General features: G+C 71.3%; 18 protein-coding genes. 16 read left to right on the plus strand and 2 right to left on the minus strand.

The window, feature by feature from the left end:
* Positions 1-11: 11 nt before the first annotated feature.
* A complete protein-coding gene (locus tag G3I78_RS09235; protein WP_164422346.1) occupies positions 12-929 on the minus strand; it encodes a flavin reductase in 918 nt (305 codons plus the stop codon).
* 210 nt (positions 930-1139) lie between these two features.
* Between G3I78_RS09235 and G3I78_RS09240 the strand changes: the two genes are divergently transcribed.
* The 6 genes from G3I78_RS09240 (at position 1140) to G3I78_RS09265 (ending at position 6472) form a co-directional block, all read left to right on the plus strand.
* Entirely contained in the window at positions 1140-2264 is a 1125-nt protein-coding gene (locus G3I78_RS09240; protein ID WP_164422347.1) for an LLM class flavin-dependent oxidoreductase, read from the plus strand.
* Positions 2261-2869, plus strand: a complete 609-nt coding sequence (locus tag G3I78_RS09245; RefSeq protein WP_164422348.1) for an amino acid synthesis family protein — start codon at positions 2261-2263, stop codon at positions 2867-2869. Before G3I78_RS09240 ends, G3I78_RS09245 begins: the two co-directional genes overlap by 4 nt.
* Complete coding sequence (locus tag G3I78_RS09250; protein WP_164422349.1) at positions 2866-3417, plus strand: amino acid synthesis family protein; 552 nt, start codon at positions 2866-2868, stop codon at positions 3415-3417. The genes G3I78_RS09245 and G3I78_RS09250 overlap by 4 nt, the downstream gene beginning before the upstream one ends.
* Positions 3414-4163: an alpha/beta fold hydrolase gene (locus tag G3I78_RS09255; RefSeq protein ID WP_343243694.1), complete on the plus strand. Its 750-nt coding sequence runs from the start codon at positions 3414-3416 to the stop codon at positions 4161-4163. Before G3I78_RS09250 ends, G3I78_RS09255 begins: the two co-directional genes overlap by 4 nt.
* Positions 4164-4220: 57 nt before the next feature.
* The gene (locus G3I78_RS09260; protein WP_164422350.1) at positions 4221-5699 is read left to right on the plus strand and encodes an aldehyde dehydrogenase; all 1479 of its coding nucleotides are present in this window, start codon (positions 4221-4223) and stop codon (positions 5697-5699) included.
* Positions 5700-5782: 83 nt separating this feature from the next.
* Entirely contained in the window at positions 5783-6472 is a 690-nt protein-coding gene (locus G3I78_RS09265; RefSeq protein ID WP_164422351.1) for a GntR family transcriptional regulator, read from the plus strand.
* Positions 6473-6511: 39 nt separating this feature from the next.
* Here G3I78_RS09265 and G3I78_RS09270 read toward each other — a convergent pair whose 3' ends face one another.
* Positions 6512-8224, minus strand: a complete 1713-nt coding sequence (locus tag G3I78_RS09270; protein WP_164422352.1) for an IlvD/Edd family dehydratase — start codon at positions 8222-8224, stop codon at positions 6512-6514.
* 50 nt (positions 8225-8274) lie between these two features.
* Between G3I78_RS09270 and G3I78_RS09275 the strand changes: the two genes are divergently transcribed.
* The 10 genes from G3I78_RS09275 to G3I78_RS09320 all read left to right on the plus strand — a co-directional run bounded on the left by G3I78_RS09275 (position 8275) and on the right by G3I78_RS09320 (position 18976).
* Positions 8275-9105: an IclR family transcriptional regulator gene (locus tag G3I78_RS09275; RefSeq protein WP_164422353.1), complete on the plus strand. Its 831-nt coding sequence runs from the start codon at positions 8275-8277 to the stop codon at positions 9103-9105.
* A complete protein-coding gene (locus G3I78_RS09280; protein WP_164422354.1) occupies positions 9087-10103 on the plus strand; it encodes an alcohol dehydrogenase catalytic domain-containing protein in 1017 nt (338 codons plus the stop codon). The genes G3I78_RS09275 and G3I78_RS09280 overlap by 19 nt, the downstream gene beginning before the upstream one ends.
* 205 nt (positions 10104-10308) lie before the next feature.
* The gene (locus G3I78_RS52810) at positions 10309-10908 is read left to right on the plus strand and encodes an acyltransferase (protein ID WP_164422355.1); all 600 of its coding nucleotides are present in this window, start codon (positions 10309-10311) and stop codon (positions 10906-10908) included.
* Positions 10909-11208: 300 nt separating this feature from the next.
* Complete coding sequence (locus G3I78_RS09290) at positions 11209-12372, plus strand: hypothetical protein (protein ID WP_164422356.1); 1164 nt, start codon at positions 11209-11211, stop codon at positions 12370-12372.
* Complete coding sequence (locus G3I78_RS09295) at positions 12369-13139, plus strand: WecB/TagA/CpsF family glycosyltransferase (protein WP_164422357.1); 771 nt, start codon at positions 12369-12371, stop codon at positions 13137-13139. Before G3I78_RS09290 ends, G3I78_RS09295 begins: the two co-directional genes overlap by 4 nt.
* Positions 13139-14398: a nucleotide sugar dehydrogenase gene (locus tag G3I78_RS09300; RefSeq protein ID WP_164422358.1), complete on the plus strand. Its 1260-nt coding sequence runs from the start codon at positions 13139-13141 to the stop codon at positions 14396-14398. The genes G3I78_RS09295 and G3I78_RS09300 overlap by 1 nt, the downstream gene beginning before the upstream one ends.
* Positions 14399-14401: 3 nt before the next feature.
* A complete protein-coding gene (wecB, locus tag G3I78_RS09305; RefSeq protein ID WP_164422359.1) occupies positions 14402-15517 on the plus strand; it encodes a UDP-N-acetylglucosamine 2-epimerase (non-hydrolyzing) in 1116 nt (371 codons plus the stop codon).
* A 51-nt stretch (positions 15518-15568) separates the two neighbouring features.
* Entirely contained in the window at positions 15569-16441 is an 873-nt protein-coding gene (locus tag G3I78_RS09310) for a chain length determinant protein (RefSeq protein ID WP_164422360.1), read from the plus strand.
* A complete protein-coding gene (locus tag G3I78_RS09315) occupies positions 16404-17930 on the plus strand; it encodes an oligosaccharide flippase family protein (RefSeq protein WP_164422361.1) in 1527 nt (508 codons plus the stop codon). Before G3I78_RS09310 ends, G3I78_RS09315 begins: the two co-directional genes overlap by 38 nt.
* Positions 17927-18976 (plus strand): hypothetical protein, encoded by a 1050-nt coding sequence (locus G3I78_RS09320; protein ID WP_164422362.1) that lies wholly within the window; start codon positions 17927-17929, stop codon positions 18974-18976. Before G3I78_RS09315 ends, G3I78_RS09320 begins: the two co-directional genes overlap by 4 nt.
* Positions 18977-18978 lie beyond the last annotated feature (2 nt).

The following is an 18978-nucleotide window of genomic DNA, read 5'->3' on the forward strand; positions in this document are numbered from 1 at the left end:
CTTCACGAGGGTCACCACGGCAGGGGCGCCGTGTGCGAGATGTCGAAGAAGCCGCCGCCGCTGTAGACCAGCGGGGCGAGGTCGTCGTGGCGGGCGGTGACCACCCGGCCGGTGAAGACGGTGTGGCTGCCGGCTTCGAGCCGCTCACCGATCTCGACCTCCAGCTGGGCGCAGGAGCCGTCGAGCAGCGGGGCGCCGTGCGACCCCGGCGTCCAGGAGACCTGGGAGAACTTGTCCTCGCCCTTGCCGGCGAAGACCTTGGCCACGTCGAGCTGGTCGGCGGCCAGGATGCTGATGCCGAGGTGGCTCGCGCGGTGCAGGGCGGGGTGGGTGGCGGAGCTGCGCTGGACGCAGACCAGGACCATCGGCGGGTCCAGGGAGATGCTGGAGAAGGCGTTGACCGCGAGGCCCCGGGGCGTGCCGTCGTCGTCGGTGGTGACCACCGTGACGCCGGTGATGAACTTGCGGTGCACCCCGCGCACCAGGTCCGGGTCCACGGCGGCCTGTTGGGCGGTGGTGATGATCCCGAGCGCTTCGAGGAGCTGCCGGGAGTCGAAGGTCACCCACTCCTCGGCGACGGCAGTCCCGTCGAAGCGGGCGAAGGTCGCACCGGAGATCTCGACGGGCTTCCCGGTGGGCGGCACGCCGAGGAAGGCGCCGGTGTGCCGGCCGGTGCTGCGCCAGCGGACGGCCATCCGGTCGCCGTCCTCGACGACGTCCTCGATCTCGGTGCGCAGATCGGGGAAGGCCTCGCGGACGGCCCGGATGGAGTCCTTGAACTGGTCGCGGCTCTGGGCGGCGCCGGCGGGTCCCCTGCGACGGACATAGGCGGGGCTGAGCAGGTCGTCGAGCGCGTCCACCTTCCCCTGGTCCCAGGCGGCCCGCCAGGCGGAACGGAGGAGGGAGGAGCGGTCAAGAGTGTGGGTCATGGCGGTCCCATCGGTCAGCTCTTGTATGGCAGAGGACGGTAAAGAGACCGCAGTATCGTGTCAACACCCCCGTCACAAAAGCTCGAAATCCGCAGGTGGGTGTAGCAAATACACAGGTCATGCTTGTTCCCGGGGGATGAACCCTTGACGGACCACGGAGCGACTCCTAGCCTCGCTTGCATGGCACAGCCGGAGTCGAAAGGACACTCGATGCGGTTCTCGATATTCCACAACCTCGGAGCGCCCGGACGCCTCGGCGAGTACGCGCACGTCATGGACGAGGCCCGGGAGTTCGCGGTCGCCGCCGAACAGGCCGGGTTCTGGTCCACCTGGTACACCGAGCACCACTTCGGGCACGAGGCGATCGAGATCACCCCGAACCCGGTCCTGATGGGCGCCGACATCGCCGCCCGCACCTCGACGATCCGGATCGGCCAGGCGGCCTCCATCGCCACCTTCTGGCACCCGCTGCGGCTCGCCGAGGACATCGCGATGCTCGACCAGCTCTCCGGGGGCCGCGTCGAGGTCGGCCTCGGCCGGGGCCTCTACGGCCGTGAGGCCCTCAACCTCAACGCCCTCGCCGACCCCCGTGACCAGGAGCAGAACCGGGCCCTGTACGACGAGACGGTGGAGATCCTCCGCAAGGCGTGGAGCGGCGAGTTCTTCTCCCACAAGGGCCGCTTCTACGAGTTCCCGGCGCCCGGAGTGAAGTGGAACCACCCGCTCTCCCCCGCCACGGACGCCTACACGACCGACGGCGTCATCACGAAGATGCAGGTCACACCCTTCCCGCTGCAGCGCCCGCACCCTCCGCTGTGGCAGGTCATCGACAGCCCGCGTTCCATACAAGCGGCCGCGGCGGACGGTGTGCAGGGCATGTTCTGGCTGCCCCCGGTCTCCGCCCTCAAGGACCGTTTCGAGCTGTACCGCTCCACGGCGAGCGAGGCCTCGGGCCGTGCGTACGCGCTCGGCGAGGGCATCGGCCTGGTGCGGGACGTGTACGTGGCCGACACCATGGAACAGGCGCGCGCCGACTTCGAGGAGGCGCTGATGACGACGTACCGCTGGATCATGCACTGGCGCGGTCTCAGCAACCTCATGGAGGCCGGCGAGGAGCTGACCGACGCCCACGAGCTGTCGTTCGACTTCCTGCACTCCCGCAATCTCCTGGTCGGCACGCCGGAGTACGTCGCCGAGAAGATCGCCGAGCTGCGTGACGAGGTGGGACTGGAGCATCTGCTGCTGTGGACCACCCACCCGGGGCTCGAACACCGCAAGGCGATGCGCAGCCTGGAGCTCTTCGCCGACAAGGTCATGCCGGAGTTCACCGCGTGACCGGCCCGGCGGGTGTCCGCAAGGTGGTGACCGTGGTCGACGAGGTCCTGCTGGAGCTCGGCCGTCCGGTCGCCTCTCCGGTACGACGGGTCGCGGCGGCCGCGGTGATCCGCAACCCCTGGGCAGGGCGCGGTTTCGTCGCCGACCTCCAGCCCGAAGTGGAGGCGCTGGCACCGGAGTTGGCGCAGCTGCTCACCGACCGTCTGCTCTCCGAACTCGGCGGTGTGGACCGCGTCGAGGCCTTCGGCAAGGCGGCCGTGGTCGGCCTGGACGGGGAGAGCGAGCACGGCGGCGCCCTGATCCACACGCCGTACTTCGGCAACGTCCTGCGGGAGCTGACCGAGGGCACCTCGATCATCGTGTTCAGCGACGACCAGCTCCCGGCGGGCGAACCGCTGACCGTCCCGCTGTGGCACAAGACGGCCGCCGCGACCCGCTCGCACTACCAGACCGTCCAGATCAGGATCCCGGACGCGCCCCGCCCCGACGAGATCGTCGTGATCGCCGCCGCCGCGTCCGGTCCGCGCCCCAACGCCCGGATCGGGGACCGCCGTACGGACCCCGTGGTCCGCCTCGCCGACCTTCCGATGGAGACCGCCCGATGAACATCCGCAAGATCATCACCTACACCGAGGACATCCACAGCGAGGGCGGCCGACCGGTCGACCCGCCGGCCCGTACGGCGGTGGTGCTCGCGGTCATCGAGAACCCGTGGGCGGGCCAGGGCTTCGTGCCGGATCTGCTGCCCGGCATCGACGAAGTCGCCCCGAAGCTGGGCGAGTTGCTGGCCCCGCGGGTGGTCGAGGCCCTGGGCGCGCCGGTGGAGGCGTACGGCAAGGCGGCGATCGTGGGTCTGGACGGGGAGGTCGAGCACGGCTCGGGGCTGATCCACACGCTGAAGTTCGGCGACCACTTCCGCAAGGCGGCGAACGCCACGACGCTCCTCCCGGCGGTGGAGAAGCGGGCGGCGGCCGGGACGGTCTTCGACATCCCGCTCAAGCACATCACCGACGCCACGGTCCGTTCACACCACCAGAGCATCGAGGTCCGCGTTCCGGACGGACCCCGCGCCGACGAGATCGTGATCGGCCTGGCGGCGGCGGCCCAGGGCAGGCCCCAGGCGAGGCTGGCCCCGCTGTCGACGGAACAGTGAGGCTGAGCCACGAGACCCACGGCGAGGGCACCGACCTGGTGCTGCTGCACGGCGTGGGTCTCGACCGCGGCATGTGGTCCCGGTGCCTGCCCGCCCTGGCGGAACGGCACCGGGTGACGCTGGTGGACCTGCGCGGGCACGGTGCCTCACCGGCGGCGGAGCCGGGGGTGTCGCTGGCGGAACTGGCCGGGGACGTGGCGGAGGTGATGGACGGCCCGGCGCATGTGGTGGGCTTCTCGCTCGGGGCGCTGGTGGCCCAGCAACTGGCTCTGTCACAGCCCGAGTTGACGTCCGCGCTCACTCTGGTCAGTTCGGTCGCGGGGCGCTCGGAGGAGGAGCGGGAGGCGGTGGCGGGTCGCAGGGAGCGGGCGCGACAGGACTTCGCCGGATCGGCCCGTGCCGCCGTGGAGCGCTGGTTCTCCGAGGACTGGCGGGCCCGCGAGCCGGATCTGGCGTGGTCCGTCCTCACCACCCTGCTGAGCAACGATCCCACGTCCTACCTGGCCTGCTACGACGTGTTCGCCACCGCGGACGCATCCCTGTGGCCCGGGCTGCCCGGGATCAAGGCGCCCACGGTGGTGGTGACAGGCCAGGACGACCCGGGCTCGACTCCGGCGATGACCCGCCTGCTGGCCGACCGGATCCCCGACGCTCGTGCGGTGATCGTGCCGGGTGCGCGCCATCTGCTCCCACTGGAGCGCCCTCACCAGTTGACCGACGTGATCCTGGACGCGCCCCTCTTGTAGGGGCGCGGGGAACTGCGCGAGCAACCACAAACGACCCGCAGCCGAGGAGCCAGCCGCATGCACCGCTACGACCACTACATCGCCGGTGACTGGACCGAACCCGCATCCGGCCAGTACTTCCGGAGCATCAACCCCACCACCGCCGAACCCTGGTACGAGGCCGCGAACGGCACCGCCGAGGACATCGACCGCGCAGTGAAAGCCGCCCGCACCACGTTCGAGAACCCGAGTTGGCGTGACCTGAGCCAGACCCGCCGAGGCCGCCTCCTGCGCAACCTCGCCGACCTCATCGGAGAACACGCCGAGGAACTCGCCCGCACCGAGACCCTCGACAACGGCAAGCTCCTGCGCGAGATGCGAGCCCAACTCGCGGGCCTCCCCGAGTACTTCCACTACTACGCGGGCCTCGCCGACAAGATCCACGGCGAGGTCATCCCCGGCGCGAGCCGCGACCTCCTCAACTACACCCTGCGCGAACCGGTGGGCGTGGTGGGCGCGATCACCCCCTGGAACTCCCCGCTCCTCCTCACCGCGACCAAGCTCGCCCCCGCCCTCGCCGCAGGCAACACCGTCGTGGTCAAGCCCTCGGAACACACCTCCGCGTCCCTCCTCACCCTCGCCCCGCTCTTCGAGAAGGCCGGCTTCCCGCCCGGCGCGGTGAACGTCGTCACCGGCTTCGGCGCCAGCGCCGGAGGCCCCCTCACCGAGCACCCCGACATCGCCAAGGTCACCTTCACCGGCTCCACCGAGACCGGCCGCCGTATCGCCCGCGTCTGCGCCGACCGCTTCGTCCGCTGCACGCTCGAACTGGGCGGGAAGTCCCCGAACATCGTCTTCCCGGACGCCGACCTCGCCTCCGCGTCGATGGGCGTGATCGCGGGCATCTTCGCGGCGGCGGGCCAGACCTGCGTGGCCGGCAGCCGGGTCCTGGTGCACCGGGACGTCTACGACGAGGTCCTGGAGCGCGTCACCGCCCGCGCCGCCACCATCCGGATCGGCGACCCGCTGGAGGAGACCACCGAGCTGGGCCCGCTGGCCATCGAGGACCAGCTGGCGAAGGTCGAGTCGTACGTCGAGCTGGGCCTCGCGGAGGGCGGCAAGGTCGTCACCGGCGGCAGCCGTCCCGACCCCGGCCTGCCCGGCTGGTTCTACTCCCCCACCGTCTTCACCGGCACCGACAACTCGATGCGGATCTGCCGGGAGGAGATCTTCGGACCGGTCGCGACGGTGATGCCGTTCGCGTCCGAGGAGGAGGCCCTGGCCATCGCGAACGACTCGTCGTACGGTCTGGCGGCCGGTATCTGGACCCGGGACGTGAACCGGGTGCACCGCATGGCGTCGCGCCTGGAGGCGGGCACCGTGTGGGCCAACACCTACCGGTCGATGTCCCCGATGTCCCCGCGCTCGGGGTTCAAGAACAGCGGCTCCGGCATCGAGCACGGCACGGAGGTGATCCGGGAGTACACACGGCTGAAGAGCGTGTGGGTCAACACCAGCGAGGAGCCGGTGAGCGACCCGTTCATCCTCCGGTCATGAATCCTCGCGCTTGCATGGCAGTCCCTCGCACCCCACCGCAGGCGGTTGACTCCGCGCCCCGGCCCGCACTAGGTTCACGTACCATGCAACAGCCCAGGACGCGGAAACCGCTTCAGCAGACCAGCATGCAGGCCCGTGTCGCCGAGGAGCTGCGGCAGATGATCATCACGGGTGAGCTGCCACCGCGGTCCAGCCTCTCCGAGATGGCGCTGTCGGAGACCTTCGGGGTCAGCCGTACGCCGATCCGCGAGGCCCTCAAGCAGTTGCAGATCGAGGGGCTGGTCGAGGTGCGGCCGCGGGTCGGCACCTTCGTGGCGGTGCCCTCACGGCGGGAGATCACCGAGCTGTTCCAGATGAAGGAGCTGCTGGAGGGCGCGGCGGCCCGGCTGCTGGCCTTCCGGGGGAACGTGCCGGAGGTGGAGCGCCTCCGCGACAACATGCGGGACGCCGACGAGGCGGTGCGCGCGGGCGACGCCGAGGAGTACGCGCGGCTGGTGCACGACTTCCACGACCTGATCGTCGTAGGGGCCGACAACACCAAGCTGGAGGCGCACTACCGCACCCTCATGAACCAGCTGGCGTACGCCCGCCTGGTGCGCACCTCGCTCTCCCGGCCGGGGCGGCTGAACGAGTCCGACCACGAGCACCATCGCGTCCTCGACCTGATCCTGGCCAAGGACGGCGACGGCGCGGAACGCGTGATGCGTGAGCATGTGCGGCGCAGCCACCAGGCGTTGATGGCCGGGATGGACGAGCGGGCCCAGGAGAGCTGACGGCCGCCCCGACCGGTCGGGATCTCCTACGGCGATCGGTCAGTGGGACTCGCGAGTGACCTCCGACCCGCTCGACCCGATCAGGAAGTCCAAGTCGGCCCCGGTGTCGGCCTGTTGGACGTGGTCGACGTACAACCGCTCCCAACCCCGCCGTGGATCGGCGAACCCCTCGACGGTGGCCGTGTCCGGTGTGCGGGCCGCGAGTTCGTCGGCGGGCACCTCCAGGTCGATGCGGCGGGCCTCGACGTCGAGGCTGATGACATCGCCGGTGCGGACGAGGGCGAGCGGGCCGCCCGCCGCCGCTTCCGGGGCCACGTGCAGCACGACCGTGCCGTACGCCGTTCCGCTCATCCGGCCGTCGCAGACGCGGACCATGTCCCGCACGCCCTGCTCCAACAGCTTGGTGGGCAACGGCATGTTGGCGACCTCGGGCATACCGGGGTAGCCCTTGGGGCCGCAGCCGCGCAGGACGAGGACGGAGGCCGCGTCGACGTCGAGGTCCGGGTCGTCGACGCGGGCGTGGAAGTCCTCGATGCTGTCGAAGACGACCGCCCTCCCCCGGTGCCGCAGCAGGTGCGGGGAGGCCGCCGCGGGTTTGATCAGTGCTCCGTCGGGGGCGAGGCTGCCACGCAGGACCGCGATGCCGCCCTCCTCGACCAGCGGCCGGGCCCGGGTCCTGATCACCTCGGCGTCCCAGATCGGGGCGTCGGCGAGGTGGTCCACCAGGGGCTTGCCGGTGACGGTCAGCGCGTCGGGGTCCAGGAGGTCGGCGACCTCGCGCAGGACGGCGAGCAGGCCGCCGGCCCGGTGGAAGTCCTCCATGAGGAACCGTCCGGCGGGCTGGAGGTCGACCAGGACGGGCACCCTGGAGCCGATGCGGTCGAAGTCGTCCAGGGTCAGCTCGACGCCCAACCGCCCGGCGATGGCCAGGAGATGGACGACCGCGTTGGTGGAGCCGCCGATCGCGGCCAGCGCCACGATCGCGTTGTGGAAGGAGCCCTTGGTCAGGAAGGTGCTAGGGCGCCGCTCGCCGGCCACCAGCTCCACCGCGAGCCGCCCGGTGCCGTGCGCGGCCGCCAGGAGCCGGCTGTCCGGGGCCGGGGTCCCGGCCACTCCGGGGACGACCGTGCCCAGGGCCTCCGCGACCAGGGCCATGGTGGAGGCGGTGCCCATGGTGTTGCAGTGGCCGCGGCTGCGGATCATCGAGGACTCGGAACGGGTGAACTGCTCCTGGGACAGGGTGCCGGCGCGGACCTCCTCCGACAGCCGCCACACGTCGGTGCCGCAGCCCAGCGGGGTGCCGCGGAAGGTGCCGGTCAGCATGGGCCCGCCGGGCACGACCACGGCGGGCAGGTCCACCGAGGCGGCGGCCATCAGCAGGGACGGGATCGTCTTGTCGCAGCCGCCCAACAGGACCACTCCGTCAAGGGGGTTGGCGCGCAGCATCTCCTCCGTGGCCATCGCCGCCATGTTGCGCCAGAGCATGGCGGTGGGCCGCACGTTGGTCTCGCCCAGCGACACCACGGGCAGGTCGAGGGGGATGCCGCCCGCCTCGTGCACGCCGTCGCGGACGGACCTGGCCACCTCGTTCAGATGCGCGTTGCAGGGGGTGAGGTCGGAGGCGGTGTTGGCGATGGCGATCTGGGGTCTGCCGGTGAAGGCGTCGTCCGGTACGCCCCGGCGCATCCAGGCCCGGTGGATGTAGGCGTTGCGGTCCTGGCCCGCGTACCACTGCGCGCTGCGAAGGCTCATCGCTCGGCTCTTTCCGGTAATCGGCACGGCGGTCTACTATCCGGAACGCCATGCAGCATACGCAGCCGTCCCACGCTTCGACAGCCCCCGTCACGGACCGCGCGGAGGGTGCGCGTCTGGTGGGCTCGGACCGGGTGCTCGCCGTCCTCAAGGAGCTCGCCCGGCATCCGGACGGGGTGGCGCTCGACGAGCTCACCCGGGTGATCGGCAGCCCCAAGCCGACCGTGCACCGGGCGCTGGCCGCGCTGCGCCGGGCCGGACTCGCGCTCCAGGACTCCCGCGGCCGCTATCTGCTCGGCGACGAGTTCCTGCGGATGGCCTTCGCGCATCACGAGGCCCGCCCCGAACACCTGCGTCTGCGGCCGCTGTTGGAGACCCTGGCCGCCCGGTTCGGCGAGACGGCCCACTACGCCGTCCTGGACGGCCACGAGGTGGTGTACCGCGCGAAGGTGGACCCGCCCACCGGTACCGTCCGGCTCACCTCCACGGTCGGCGGCCGTAACCCCGCCCACGCGACCGCGGTGGGAAAGGCGCTGCTCGCCCATGAGTTGGGCACCCTGGACGCCGTACGGCGATGGATCGGCGAGGTGCCCGCGGAGCGGCGGACCCCTCGAACGCTGTGTGCGGCCGAGGAGTTGCACCGCGAGCTGCGGGCCACCCTGGAGCGGGGGTACGCCCTGGACGACCAGGAGAACGAGACGGGCGTCAACTGCCTTGCCCTGCCCGTGTACTGCACCTCGCCGACGGCACCCTCCGGGGCGGTGAGCGTCAGCGCGCTGGCGTACCGGACTCCCCTGGGCGCGCTGGTCGACGCCGTCGAGGAGATCCGCGAAGCCCTCGGTCCGCTGAAGGAGCCCCATAGATGCGCGCGTTCGTCCTGACGGCACCCGGCGAGTACGCCGTCCTGGAGGTACCGGCGCCGGTGGCCGCCCCCGGTGAGGTCGTGGTCGACGTCGAGCGGGTCGGGGTGTGCGGCACCGACCTGGAGTTCTACACGGGCGCCATGACCTACCTCCACCAGGGGCACGCCCGCTATCCGATGCGGCTGGGCCACGAGTGGGCCGGGCGGGTCCGGGCGGTGGGTCCCGGGGTCGACCGGGGATGGGTGGGCCGCCGGGTGATGGGCGACACCATGCTGGGCTGCGGGACCTGCCGCCGCTGCCGGCGCGGGTGGCAGCACGTCTGCGAGAAACGCGAGGAGGTGGGCATCCGGGGCGGGCGGCCCGGTGCGCTGGCCGAGCGACTCGCCGTCCCGGCAAGCTCGTTGCACGCGCTGCCCGACTCGGTGGACCCGGTGCTCGGCGCGCTGGTCGAGCCCGGCGGCAACGCCCTGCGGGCCGCGCGGGCCACCGGGGCCGGGCCCGGCGACCGGGTGCTGGTGCTCGGACCTGGGACCATCGGTCTGCTGGTGGCGATGTTCGCCCGGGCCGCCGGTGCGGAGGTGCACCTGATGGGCGCCACCGAGACCTCGCTGGATTTCGCGCGCTCCCTGGGCTTCCCGCACGCCTGGCGCGAGGACACGCTGCCCGGCCTGCCGTTCGACGCCGTCGTGGACGCCACCAACGCGGTCCATCTGCCCGCGCTGGCGCAGGAGTCGGTGGAGCCCGGCGGGCGGCTGGTGTACATCGGGCTGGCCGGTGAGCCGAGCAGGATCGACACCCGCACGCTCGTCCTCAAGGACGTGACGGCGATCGGCGTCCTTTCGGCCTCCCCCGGGCTCGACGCGACCATCGCCGCGTACGCCGGGAAGGTCATCGACCCTCGGCCGCTCGTGGCCGCCACCGTGACACTGGACGCCATCGGCGCCGTACTCGCGGGCGAGCGCCCGGCCGGGGCGGGACCGGGCCCGAAGTTCCACGTCGACCCGCGTCCGGCGTGACTCCACGACGTCGGCACGCTCCTGAACACGTCGGGCCTGAACCCGCCACGCTCCTCTCACCTCTCGCCCCTCACCGCATCCGACCCGATCCCGCCACGCTCCGCACACTCCTCAAACGGAGGCTGGAATTCCGGCGGTGTGATGATCAGACTCGGTCCGTCAGGGACACCGTCGACATCGTCGACGAGCAGAAGGGTTCAGCCCGGTGAACTTCAAGACGCAGCCGACCGCCCAGGTCGACGAGACGGCCGTGGTCGGCGACGGGACGACGGTCTGGGATCTGGCCCAGATCCGGGAGGACGCCCGGCTCGGCAGCGGGTGCATCGTGGGCCGCGGAGCGTACGTCGGTCCGGGTGTACGCATCGGCAACAACGTGAAGCTCCAGAACTACGCGCTCGTGTACGAACCCGCGGTCCTCGGCGACGGGGTGTTCGTCGGTCCGGCCGCCGTTCTCACCAACGACCACTCCCCCCGCTCGGTCGATCCGGAAGGCCGCCTCAAGCGCGGCGGCGACTGGGAGGCGGTGGCGGTCGTGGTGGCCGAGGGGGCCGCCCTGGGGGCCCGTTCGGTGTGTGTGGCACCGGTGCGTATCGGCCGTTGGGCGCTGGTCGCGGCGGGTGCGGTCGTGACCCGGGACGTGCCGGACTTCGCCCTCGTGGCCGGTGTCCCGGCCCGCCGGATCGGCTGGGTCGGGCGGGCCGGCGTACGGCTTGCGGAACGGGCGGGCGAGCCCGGCGGGTGGGAGTGCCCGGAGACCGGAGCGCGCTACGACGAGAAGGACGGACAACTCGTCGAACGCACATGACTCCTGTTGTTTCCCTCAAATCGCAAATCCTCGAACATCTACAGGCATAACATGTGTGCGATCTGTGCAGACACAGCACAATGAGCACACGAACCAGTGCCCAGGGGGGGTTACCGGGTGGACACGCCTGTGCCTGAAACAGGGCGGGCCCACCGCTCTGACGACTGACGTCCGTCATTTCTGAACCCGATCGGCGATTCCTCACGCCGTTCGGCCGCCCGCGCCAGGGCGATCTCAAGTCTGCGCGATCTCAAGTCTGCGCAAAAAGTGGACCCACAGGGGGGTTGGTGTGCCCAAATCATGACCATCACACGACTGGCGGCGCTCAGAAGCGATGAGCCGCCGCTCTTCGCGCTGGCCCAGCGACTGCTCACGGTCGCCGAGTCGGGGCTGCCGTCGATGCTGCTGCCCGGCGGTGAGGCCTTCGCCTTCACCATGGCCGGACGGCAGACGCCCGGCGGTTCCTGGACTCTGGACCGGCGCGGTACCAGCACCAGGTACGCGGCCATCACCGCGCTCGGCGCCCGGTTCCTCCCGGAGGACCGTCAGCGCGCGGTCCTCGGCGGGCGCACCGCCGAGGAGTTCACGGGCCTGCTGATCGAGTCGCTGCCCGGCGTGACGAACCTCGGGGACGCGGCGCTCATCGCCTGGGCCGCCGCCGAGACCGGACACCCCAAGCTGTCCGACGCCGTCGCCCGGGTCGACGCCCTGGACGAAGAGGGCAGACCGCAGTACACCGTGGAGGCGGCCTGGGTGCTCTCCGCGCTCGCGGCGGCCCGGGACACGGTCGACGTGGAGAGACGTTTCTCCGCGGCTCGTGACCGTCTGCTGCGGGCCCGGATCGGGGACAGCCCGCTCTTCCCGCACGCCACCGGACCGGGCCTGGTGCCCTGGTACCGGACGCATGTGGCCTGCTTCGCCGACCAGACCTACCCTCTCCAGGCTCTGGCCCGCGCGCACGCCGCCACCGACGGCTCGGGCGACCCGGAGGCGCTGGCCGCCGCCGAGGCCTGCGCCCAGCGGATCTGCGAACTCCAGGGCGACGGCGGACAGTGGTGGTGGCACTACGACGCGCGCACCGGCGGAGTCGTGGAGGGCTACCCGGTCTACAGCGTCCACCAGCACGCGATGGCGCCGACCGCCCTGTTCGACCTCACCGACGCCGGTGGCAGCGACTTCGGCGCGGCCATCCGCAAGGGTCTGGGCTGGATGACGGACGTGCCCGAACTGGCCGGACTGCCGGAGCCGTTGATCCTCGACGAACTGGGCGTCACCTGGCGCAAGGTCTACCGGGGCGACCCGAAGAAGGCCGTACGCGCCGCCCGTGGCCTGGGCACCCGGGTCGCTCCGGGCCTGCGGCTGAAGACCCTGGACCGGGTCTACCGCCCGGTATCGGTGGACCGCGAGTGCCGGCCCTACGAGTTCGGCTGGATGCTGCACGCCTGGCAGGGGGGCCGGATATGAGCGAGCGGCAGTCCCTCTTCGGGGTCGAACTGGACCCGCTGACCATGGACCAGACCGTCGAGCGCTGCCTCGACGCGGTACGGGACGGCAGACAGCTGGAGATCGGCGTGGTCAACGCCGCGAAGCTGGTGAACATGCGGCGCGACCCCCGGCTCGCCGAGGCCGTGTCGGGCTGCGACCTGGTCCTCGCCGACGGCCAGGCCGTGGTCTGGGCCGGCAAGGTGCTGCGCGCCCCGCTGCCCGAGCGGGTGGCCGGGATCGACCTGTTCCTCAGGCTGCTGGCCGAGGCGGAGTCGACGGGCATCCCGGTGTACTTCCTGGGTGCCAAGGAGGAGGTGCTGGAGGAGATGCTGCGCCGGGTGGCCGACCGCTTCCCCGGCCTCAAGGTCGCCGGCAGCCGCAACGGCTACTTCGACGACTCCCAGCAGGAGTCCATCGCCGGCGACATCGCGCGGTCCGGCGCCCAGATGCTCTTCCTCGGCATGACCTCGCCGAAGAAGGAGATCTTCACCGCGGCCTACGGCGCCCGCACCGGCGCCCGCGTGGTGCACGGAGTCGGCGGCTCCTTCGACATCCTCGCCGGAGTCACCAAGCGGGCCCCCGCGTCCTGGCAGCGGCTCGGTGTCGAGTGGCTCTACCGCGCGCTCCAGGAGCCGCGCCGGCTGGGCAGGCGCTACGTCACCACCAACACCGCCTTCCTTCTCATGACGGCGCGGGAGTTCTTCCGGAGCACCCCGCGGACCGCTTCCGCGAACAGGAGTCACTGATGCGTGTCGTCGTGGTTGGACAGGGTTATGTCGGTCTGCCGCTGGCCATCCGGGCCGCCGAGGTCGGTCACGAGGTGATCGGCTACGACGTCGACTCCCGCCGGGTCAAGAGCCTCGCCGCCGGTGAGTCCTTCGTCGAGGACGTCTCCTCCGAGCGGATCCGCGCCGCGCTGGACAGCGGTGCCTACCGCCCGAGCGAGGCGGCCCGGGACTGCGGCGGTTTCGACGTCGCCGTCGTCACCGTGCCCACCCCGCTGCACGAGGGCACCCCCGACCTGCGCTACATACGCGAGTCGGCGGTCACCCTCGCCCGGTACCTGAGACCCGGGGCGACCGTCATCCTGGAGTCGACCACCTATCCCGGTACGACCCAGGAGATGTTCGCCCCGATCCTGGAGGACGGCTCGGGCCTCGCCGCGGGCACCGACTTCCAGCTCGGCTACAGCCCCGAGCGGATCGACCCCGGCAACACCGTGTGGGGCTTCAAGGAGACCCCGAAGGTCGTCTCGGGCGTCAACGAGTCCTCCCTCAAGGCCGTCCAGGACTTCTACGACGAGCTCGTCGACACCACGGTGCCGGTCGGCTCGCCCAAGGAGGCCGAGCTCGCCAAGCTGCTGGAGAACACCTTCCGGCACGTGAACATCGCGCTGGTCAACGAGATCGCGATGTTCGCCCACCACCTGGACATCGACGTCTGGCAGGCCATCGACGCGGCCTCCACCAAGCCGTTCGGCTTCATGCGGTTCACCCCGGGCCCCGGTGTCGGCGGCCACTGCCTGCCGATCGACCCCTCGTACCTGTCCTGGCGGGTGCAGCGCGAACTCGGCCAGAGCTTCCGGTTCGTGGAGCTGGCCAACGACATCAACAACCACATGCCCGAGTACGTGACCCGCCGGGTCGGCGACCTGTTCAACGAGCGCCGCCGCTCGGTCAACGGCTCGCGCGTCCTGCTGCTCGGGCTGGCGTACAAGAAGAACACCGGCGACGCCCGTGAGTCGCCCGCCCTGCGCATCTCCCAGCTGCTGCTGGACATGGGCGCCCAGGTCCGCGCGGCCGACCCGCACGTGGTCGAGAGCCTGCCGGTGGACAACCGGCTGGTGCGGGTCGATCTCACGGCGGAGGAACTGGCGGCCTCCGACGTGGTGGTCCTGCTCACCGACCACGACAGCTTCGACTACGAACTGGTCGCCGAACACGCCCCCTTCGTCCTCGACTGCCGCCGCAAGCTGCCGTCCGGACCCACGATCGAGGTGCTCTGAACCATGCCGCGCATCGTCTGCGTCGCCGGGGCCCGCCCCAACTACATGAAGATCAAACCGGTGATGGACGCCCTGGAGAGCCGGGGCGCCGAGGTGATCCTCGTCCACACCGGCCAGCACTACGACCCGGCGATGAACGACGTGTTCTTCGCCGACCTCGGCATCCGCCCGCCCGACCGCTTCCTCGGCGTCGGCTCGGGCAGCCACGCCGAGCAGACCGGCCGGGTGATGACCGCGTTCGAGCCACTGGTCGACGAACTGTCCCCGGACATCGTCGTCGTGGTCGGCGACATCAACTCCACCGTGGCCTGCGCCCTGGTCACCGCCAAGGCCGGACCGCTGCTGGCGCACGTCGAGTCGGGCCTGCGCAGCCGGGACTGGAGCATGCCGGAGGAGGTCAACCGGGTCGTCACCGACCGGGTCAGCGACTATCTGCTGGCGCCCTCCCCCGACGCCGCCGAGAACCTGCGTGCCGAGGGCTACCGGGACGACCAGATCCACCTGGTCGGCAACGTCATGATCGACACCCTGCTGGCCAACCTGGAGCGGGCCAGGGCCTCCGACATCCTCGACCGGCACGGCCTGGTCGAGGGCGAGTTCGGCCTGGTCACCCTGCACCGCCCGGCCAACGTGGACGACCCCGAAGTTCTCGCCGGGCTACTCAAGGCGCTCGGCGAGATCGCCGGCCGGCTGCCGTTGCTGCTGCCCGTGCATCCGCGCGCGGCCGGCCGGCTCGCCGAGATCGGCGTGCCCGGCGGCATCCAGCTGGTGCCGCCCGCCGGGTACCTGGACTTCATCGCCCTCCAGGACGCAGCCCGGATCGTCCTCACCGACTCGGGCGGCATCCAGGAGGAGACCACCGCCCTCGGTGTGCCGTGCGTGACCCTGCGGGACAACACCGAGCGGCCCATCACCGTCGAGCAGGGCACCAACGTGCTGGCCGGGCGGGACCCGGAGCGGATCGTGTCCGTGGTGCACCGGGTGCTGGACACCCCGCCCGCGCCGCGCCGGCCCGACCTCTGGGACGGGCACGCGAGCGACCGTATCGCCGAGGTGCTGCTGGGAGGAGGCACCGCGAGCACCCGACCGAGACCGACCGACCTGACGTTCCCCATATGATCCGCTTGCAACATATGCTCGTCGAACGTTTGGGCCCGAGGGGGGACCACCATGGATCTCGCTGAGATCTTCCGGGTGATGCGCAGGCGCTGGTACGTCCTGCTGCCGGGGCTGCTGCTGGCCGCGGGACTGACGGTGGGGGTGGCGCTGACCGTGCCGGTGACCTACCAGTCGCAGAGCACGGTGGTCCTGCTGAACTCCCAGAAGGCCACCGTCGCCTACGACGGCAACCCCTTCCTCAGCACCCAGACCTCGCTCACCGGCATGGCCGACAGCCTGGCCCGCAACCTGAACTCCGACGTCTCCGTACGGGAGCTCAAGTCCCGCGGCGCCACCGGCACGTTCGAGGCCAAGCTCGCCGACAACGCGCAGGGTCCGCTGATGTGGCTCACGGTCACGGGCACCGACAAGAAGGCCGTCCTGGCCTCGGACCGCATCCTGACCTCCTACGCCAAGGAGCGTCTTGAGCAGTTCCAGAAGCAGCAGTCGGTCACCACGAACGCGATGATCCGCATGACGACCATCGTGGCCCCGCAGAACCCGGCGGCGCAGACCAAGACCCGGCTCGAGTACATGGTCATGGCCGGTGGCCTGGGCCTGGTGCTCAGCCTGGTCGCCACCTTCTACGCGGAGGCGCGCAGGCGACCGCGCGCGGCGGCGGCACCGGAGGAGACCGGGACGGTCACGGCGGCCGAGCCGGTCACCGTGGCCGAGCCCGAACCCGGGCGCACGACCGAGGAGTCGGTCGCCGAGCAGACCATGGCCCTGCGGACTCCGCCCAGTTGGTCACGGTCCGCCGGGAAGAGGAACGCCGACGAGCCGCGGGCCGGGCGATCCGTCATGACCGTGACGACGGCCGCCGAGCCGCTCGACGAGGAGTCGACCCATGGACAGCGTTCGCACACCGGACAGCGAGAGATCTGAGGCGGGCGACACCCCGGACGGCCTCGCGGGCGCCACCCCGGACGGCGAGAGACCCGAGTCGGCGTCCCTCGGCAGCAAGGTCCGCTCCGCGGCCCGCTGGAGCCTGATCAACACGGTGGTGATGCGCCTCGGCAACTTCGCCACCGGCATCCTGCTGGCGCGGTTCGCGCTCGGTCCCGCCGAATGGGGCGTCTACGGCATCGCCCAGACCGTCCTGCTGGTCCTGCTCTCGGCGAACGAACTGGGCGTGGGCCTCGCCATCATCCGCTGGGACGGCGACCCGCGCCGCTTCGCGCCGACCGTGCTGACGCTGAGCGTCCTGTCCAGCGGTCTGCTGTACGCCGCCCTGTTCGTCTCGGCGCCGACGGTGGCCGGGCTGCTCGGCTCGCCGGACGCCTCGGGCGTGCTGCGGGTGATGTGCGTGTGCCTGGTGATCGACGCGGTGGCCCATGTGCCCGCCGGCATCCTGACCCGGGAGTTCGCGCAGGGCAGGCGGATGGTGATCGACGCGCTCAACTTCGTGCTGAGCACCGCCGTGACGCTGTTGCTGGCCTTCGCCGGCTGGGGCGCGATGAGCTTCGCCGTCGGCGCGGTGGTGGGCAACGTCGCCGCCCTCGTCGGCTGCGCGGTGGCCGTCCCCGGCACCCTGCGGTTCGGCTGGGACCCCGAACAGGCGCGCGCCCTGCTGAAGTTCGGGCTCCCGCTGGCGGGCGCGAGCCTGCTCGCCCTCGCCGTCGTCAACGTGGACACCATGGTCGTGGGCTCCTCGCTGGGCCAGGTGGCGCTCGGTTTCTACGTGCTGGCGTTCAACATGTCCGGCTGGCCGGTGCGGGTGATCTCGGAGGCGGCCCGCCGGGTCTCCTTCGCGGGCTTCTCCCGGCTGGCCGACTCGCCCCAGGCCCTCGCCCAGGGCTTCAGCCGCGCCCTGGGCGTCCTGGTCACCGGCACCGTCCCGCTCTGCGTGCTGCTGGGCGGCCTCGCGGCCCCGGTGATCCACCTCGTGTACGGCACCAAGTGGCTGCCCGCCGCCGAGGCGCTGCCCTGGCTGATGGCCCTGGGCCTCATCCGGATCGGCTGCGAACTCGCCTACGACTGTCTCGTCGCGGTCGGCCAGCGCCGCTCGCTCATCCTCGTGCAGGGCCTGTGGGTCGTCACCCTGATCCCGGTGCTGATCGTGGGCGCGCGCATGAACGGCATCGTCGGTGTATCCCAGGGCCATGTCCTGGTCGGCGCCTGTCTGGTCGTCCCCGTCTTCCTCTACGCCCTGCGCCGCGCCGGGATCGGACTGGCCCACATCGGCCGCGCCTGCGCCTGGCCGTTCGCGGGCGGAGTCGCGATGACCGTGGTGCTGCTCGCCGCGAAGCGGCTGCTCGGCGACGGCACCCTCGCCCTGTTCGTCATCGGCACGACCGCCCTGGCCTGCTATGCGGTGTGCGTGCTGCCGAGCCGTCGCTTCCTGCTCGGCTCCCGGACCCCGGAGACCGTATGACGAGGCTGCACCGCCTGCTCGCGGGCCTGGCCCTGCTGCTGACGGCCGCCTGTTCGTCCGGCGGCGACACCGCCGACCCGGCCCCCACCCGCAGCGTCGAGGCGTCCGCCACCTCGGCCGAACCCACGCCCACTCCCTCGCGGAGCCCCAGCGCCTCCCCGAGCCCCACGCCGACCCCGAGCCCCAGCGCCACGGCCCGGCCCGGCTCGCCCACCCCGCGCGCCACCGCCGCGGCGCCCGAGAGCACCGGTTTCCCCGACGCCCGCACCACCGGTCCCCGGACCCGGCTCAAGGCGCACGCGGCGGGGAACATGAGCGTCAAGACCGACGGGACGGTCATCCGGGGGCAGGACATCACGGGGTCGCTCGACATCTATGCGAACAACGTGACGGTGATCGACAGCAGGATCACCTCCACCAACTGGTGGGGCATCAACCTGCGTCCGGGCTACAGCGGTCTCAGGGTGCTGCACACCACCATCACCGCGATCCCCGGCAAGGGCCCCGACAACGGCGGTGTCGACTACGCGGTCTCCAACATGGGCAGCAGTTCCATCGAGGTCGGCTGGTGCGACATCTCGGTGTTCGGCAACGCCCTCTCGATGGGCCAGGGCTATCTCCACGACAACTACGTCCACGACCTGGTGCCCTTCCGCAACAACGGCGGCGAGTGGCAGCACACCGACGCGGTGATCAGCGGCGGCGGCAGCAAGGGCAGGCTGGTCATCCGGCACAACACCCTGCTCAACCCGGTCCCCGTCGACCGGGGCGCGTCGGCCGCGATCGGGCTGTTCGCCGACACCGGCCATGTCTCCAACACCGTCATCGACGGCAACCTGCTGGCCGGCGGCGCCTACGCCCTGTACGGCGGGGGTGACGGCGCGACCGGGATCACCGTCACGGACAACGTCTTCTCGACCCGGTACCACCGTTACTCCGGCGTGTACGGAGCCGTCACCGCCTGGAACGCCTCGGGCGCGGGCAACGTCTGGCGCGGCAACCGCTTCTCCGACGGCACCCCGATCACCCCCGAGCCGGCCGGCTGAGG

The sequence above is a fragment of the Streptomyces sp. SID13726 genome (assembly GCF_010548375.1).
GTDB lineage: Bacteria > Actinomycetota > Actinomycetes > Streptomycetales > Streptomycetaceae > Streptomyces.